Source organism: Streptantibioticus parmotrematis (assembly GCF_019890615.1).
Lineage (GTDB): Bacteria > Actinomycetota > Actinomycetes > Streptomycetales > Streptomycetaceae > Streptantibioticus_D > Streptantibioticus_D parmotrematis.
The window spans coordinates 17,614-22,534 of sequence record NZ_JAINVZ010000013.1 but is presented as its reverse complement, the minus strand read 5'-3'; the positions used below and the strand labels follow the sequence as shown (position 1 = coordinate 22,534).

The following is a 4,921-nucleotide window of genomic DNA, read 5'->3' as shown; positions in this document are numbered from 1 at the left end:
ACTCTTCAGGATCGTAGGTTCATTCGGAGAAGAGCTTTTGTTCGACATAGGGCGCTACCTCAAGGAACGGTTCGCTCGGTCATGCTGGCTCGTGGGCTCCGGCTCGGTCCGGCGGCGGCAAGCCCGCAAGCCACGAGCAGCGGGCGCCGACCCCGGATCAGAACCCGGACTCGTTGACAGCGGTGGTGTGGTAAACGGCCGGATTCCCGGTGACGCTGTCCGTGACGTTGCCGGGCTTTCCGGAGGTCTGCGTCAGCGCGGCGGCGAATTTGTCGAACATGCTGGCGACTCCGAACTCATTGCCGCTGTAGTTCTTCGCCGCCTGCGCCACGCCACTCGTCAGGACGTTCAACACACCGCTGCTCGGATCACCCTGCTTCCCGAACAGCGTCGTGCACGCAGTTGTCCAACGGTCGTTGAAATCATTCGCCACCTGCGAGGACTCACCGGTCCAGGACAACTTCAACCCGTTGAGCGAGGTGATGATATCGCTCAACGCGTGGTTGATGTTGATCGTCGCTTCGATCAACACGGTGCAACTCGTGTTGAGCTCGCCGGGGTCCACAGAAATTACGGCTGAATCCCAGTTCTCAGGCAATGCCACGGTACTCCTCCTACGATCCCTTGGAGTTCGAGACGTTGGCGTTCTCAGCCGCCACGTAGTTGTCGTGGCTGACCCGCATACGGGCGATCATGTCGCTCAGTAGTTGCTCAAGATCCCGGGTCGCGGAATCGACCGTGGCCGAGACGTCGTTGAAGGTCGACCCCGCCGGCCCCGTCCAGACGTTCTCGATGCTCTGGTATTCCTGCTGTACCGACTTGACGCAGTAGCTGATCGTGTCCGACAGCCTCGACACCACCTTGATGGACTCCGCCAGGGCCGCGATGTCCACCGCCCACGACCGGGCAGTCATCAGCGTTGAACCATCCGCCAGCAGATAGGAGCCGTCACTCTGCAGCGTAGCCTTCTCAATCCCGTTGTCAGTGACAACGTACTGACTTCCGTCACCACTCGTGAAGATCCCTGTCTTGGAATCCAACGTCCCTGTCAGCACAGTCCCGTTGGCCAGCTCAACGGTCTTGCCGTCCGAGGAGTAGAAATCAGCACCTGAGGCATAGCCATATAGCGTTTGGCCATTCGGCAACGTCCTGGTCACGCCGTTCTCCAAGAACGAGCCGTCCGGGGTGGAAATCCCGTGCTCGACCTGACCAGACGCCGTCACATAGGTCTTGCCGTCCGCCGCGACCCAGCCGCCGTCCTGGGTGTCGCTGCCCCACATCGTCTGACCGTCGATGGTGCGCTGCGTCTGGAACGTCCCGTCCGGTTCGGTCCGCCCGTGCTCCACCGTCCCACTCGGCGTGACGAGGATCGTCCCGTCCGATGAAAGGAACGCCCCGTCACTCAGCACACTGCCGTAGACCTGTTGCCCATCGATGGTGCGCACCTCGCCGTTCGGCAGGAACGAACCATCCGGAGCTGAGATCCCGTGCTCGACTTGACCGGAAGCCGTCACATAGGTCTTGCCGTCCGCCGCGACCCAGCCGCCGTCCTGGGTCTGACTGCCCCACATGACCCGCCCATCGACGGTGCGCTGGGTCTCGAAGGTGCCATCCTCGGTGGTACGACCATGTTCGACTTGGCCGCTGGGGGTCTCCAGCAGAGTGCCATCCGATGAAAGGAACGCCCCGTCACTCAGCACACTGCCGTAGACCTGTTGCCCATCGATGGTGCGCACCTCGCCGTTCGGCAGGAACGAACCATCCGGAGCTGAGATCCCGTGCTCGACTTGACCGGAAGCCGTCACATAGGTCTTGCCGTCCGCCGCGACCCAGCCGCCGTCCTGGGTCTGACTGCCCCACATGACCCGCCCATCGACGGTGCGCTGGGTCTCGAAGGTGCCATCCTCGGTGGTACGACCGTACTGCGCCCGACCGCCCGGCATCTGCATGATGGTGCCGTCCTCGGAGAGGAACGACCCATCCTGCAAGAGGCTGCCGTAAACCTGGTGACCATTGATCACCCTGACCTGACCGTCCGGGAGGAACGATCCGTCCGGTGCGATCAGACCGTGCTCGACCTTCCCCGTGTCGGAGATATACGTGGTGCCAGAGTCCGAGAGCCATCCGCTGTCCGAGGTGTCACTTCCCCAAAGAGTCCGGCCATCGATGGTCCTTGGGGTCTCGAACACACCGTCCGGTGTGGTGCGACCGTGCTCGACCTTCCCAGCAGCGGTTTCGCGCAGGGTACCGTCCTCGGAGACGAAGGAGCCATCACTGAGCCGGGAGCCGTAGACCGTGCGGCCCTCGATCGTCTCAACCGCGCCGTTTTCGAGGAAGGAACCATCAGGCGTGGTGATTCCGTGCTCCACCTCTCCGGAGGAGGTGATGAAAATCTTGCCGCCTTGCGCCACCCATCCACCGTTTTGGGTGTCGGAGCCCCAGACCGTCTTTCCACCGACGAACCGCTCGGTCAGGAAGCGGCCCGAGTCGTCGGTCATCCCGTGCTCGACCCTCCCGGAGGAGGTCACCATGGTCTTCCTGTCCTCCGACAGGAACGACCCATCACCCAGCTTCGTCCCGTAGACCTGCCGGCCCTCGATGGTGCGCACCTCACCGTTCTCGAGGAACGAACCATCTGGGGCGGTCAGACCATGCTCAACCTTCCCATCGGACGTGACATAGGTCTTCCCGTCGTCGGAGAGAAATCCGCCGTCCTTGGTGCGAACGCCCGCCACCACATGGCCGTCGATCGTCTCTTGAATCTCGGGTGTTCCGTCCGCCACGACTCTCTCGATTCTCGTCGCATGTCAGCACACTGAGCCTCTGACATGCGTCCCACTCCCAACAGTTCCTCGTTCCAGTGTGCCCACGTCCCGGAAAGAGGACATCGAGGCCAGTGCATTAGCACGGCATGATAGGGAGGTCAAGAAGTCAACCGAACACCGAAGTGCGGGAGGAGCGCTGATGTCATCCCCGATAAAGTCGAAGTACCAGACTGACCCCTGGGAACCGAACGTAGACAAGCACTCGAAGGACGCGAAGGACCAGCAGAAAGCCGCCGACGCCTACACCACGGTCTACGGCGGTACCCCGACATACGGGCCCGATCCCACGGACAACACCCCGCCCCCCCCGAGCGTCACCATGCCCGACCTCGCCATGGCGTATACGACGGCACCGGACTTCTTGCCGTCAACCCCCGCATCATCTGACGCGGCCCAGGTCGGGAACTCCGCGGACGACGCCCCCTTCAACATCGACCTCGGCGCACTACGTACCTGCGAGACGCAGTATCTGACGGCGCTGAGCAACGTTCAGGGCCAGTACGAGACCCTCAAGACCACCGTCACCAACGCGATCAACAACACCAACGCGTTCGGCCAGTTGGCCGGTCAAACCGAGCATCACGGCTTCCACAACACCGCGAGCTGGGTGCAGGACGACCTGGACCAGGAGGGTGTGAACTTCGCCAAGGAGATCAACCCGAAGATGACACAAGTCCTCCAGAGCATCGCGAGCGGCGTAGAGGCCATTGGACAGTTCACCGCGTTGCTCAACAACGCCGGCCAGATGTACACCGAGACCGACTTCAAGTCGGCGATGAAGAAGGCGTCGTAGCACGCGGGGTGGCCCCGCCTTCCGGAAGACGGGGCCACCGACTACGGGGGTGTGTCCAGTAGACGGCTGATCCAGTTTCTTTAGGGGTCAGTTGGCGGCCGGGGTGATCCGGCCTTCGAAGGCGATCTGGAAGGCGTTCAGGGGCGCCTTCCAGAGCATGGTCCACCGCTTGCGTCCCGTGCCAGTGGGGTCCAGCGACATGAGCGTCATGTAGACGCACTTCATGGCCGCGGCCTCGTTGGGGAAGTGGCCGCGGGCGCGGACGGCCTTGCGGATTCGGGCGTTGACGGACTCGATCGCGTTCGTCGAGCAGATGACCTTGCGGATCTCGACATCGAAGGAGAGGAAGGGCACGCACTCGGCCCAGGCGTTCTCCCAGAGCCGGATGACCGCCGGGTACTTCTTGCCCCAGGCTTCCTGGAACTCGCTGAACCGCTCGGTCGCGGCGGCCTCGTCCGGCGCCGTGCAGACGGGCTTAAGCGCCTTGGCGATCTTGTCCCAGTCCTGGAGGGCCGCGTGCCAGAAGCTGTTCCTGAGAAGGTGAACGACACAGGTCTGGATAATCGTTCGAGACCAGACTGTCTCCACCGCTTCCGGCAGGGCCTTCAGCCCGTCGCAGACCAGCATCAGGACGCGTCGACGCCCCTGCTCTTGAGGTCCGTGAACACGCTCAGCCAGTACTTTGCGCCCTCGTCGCCGTCGCCGGCCCAGATCCCCAGGATGTCGCGTTGGCCCTCGGCGGTCACGACCATCACGACGTAGACCGGACGGTTCGCGACCTGTCCGTCCCGGATCTTGACGTTGACCGCGTCCACGAACAGCACCGAATAGACAGAGTCCAGCGGGCGGTTGGACCATTCAGCCATCCCGTCCATCACCTTGTCCGTGATTGTGGTGATGGTGGCCTTGGACACGCCCGCGCCGTAGACCTCGGCCCGATGCGCGGAGATCTCCCCGTGCGTCAGCCCCTTCGCCGACAGCGACAGCACCATCTCCTCCACCCGGACAAGCGCCGCGGCCGCTTCTTGACGATCCGCGGCTCGAACGAACCGGCCACGCCCCGGGGAACTTTGACCTCGACCGGGCCGACATCGGTCAGCACCGTCTTCGCCCGCGTCCCGTTACGGGAGTTGCCCCGGCCTTCGGCATCGTGCTTCTCGTATCCGAGGTGATCGGTGATCTAGCCCTCCAGGGCGGACTCCAGGACACGCTTGGTCAGCTGCTGGAGCAGCCCATCCTCCCCGGTCAGCTGCACACCCTCCGACCGGGCCCGGTCCACGAGCATCGCGACCAACTGCTCGTC

Annotated in this window: 3 protein-coding genes and 1 pseudogene; 1 reads left to right on the top strand and 3 read right to left on the bottom strand. The window is 63.3% G+C overall.

Going from position 1 to position 4,921, the window contains the following annotated elements; genetic code table 11:
* Positions 1-157 precede the first annotated feature (157 nt).
* Both K7472_RS19235 and K7472_RS33470 read right to left on the bottom strand, forming a co-directional pair.
* Positions 158-604 carry a WXG100 family type VII secretion target gene (locus tag K7472_RS19235; RefSeq protein WP_222979728.1) on the bottom strand — a complete coding sequence of 149 codons (447 nt, stop codon included), beginning with the start codon at positions 602-604 and terminating at the stop codon, positions 158-160.
* Positions 605-614: 10 nt separating this feature from the next.
* A complete protein-coding gene (locus K7472_RS33470) occupies positions 615-2,783 on the bottom strand; it encodes a WXG100 family type VII secretion target (protein WP_222979727.1) in 2,169 nt (722 codons plus the stop codon).
* Between the two features lie 181 nt (positions 2,784-2,964).
* On the opposite strand from K7472_RS33470, the gene K7472_RS19225 reads away from it, so the two are divergent.
* Positions 2,965-3,618 carry a hypothetical protein gene (locus K7472_RS19225; protein WP_222979726.1) on the top strand — a complete coding sequence of 218 codons (654 nt, stop codon included), beginning with the start codon at positions 2,965-2,967 and terminating at the stop codon, positions 3,616-3,618.
* Between the two features lie 87 nt (positions 3,619-3,705).
* Here the strand turns inward: K7472_RS19225 and K7472_RS19220 are convergent.
* Positions 3,706-4,903 (bottom strand): annotated as a pseudogene (locus K7472_RS19220) (IS256 family transposase).
* Positions 4,904-4,921 lie beyond the last annotated feature (18 nt).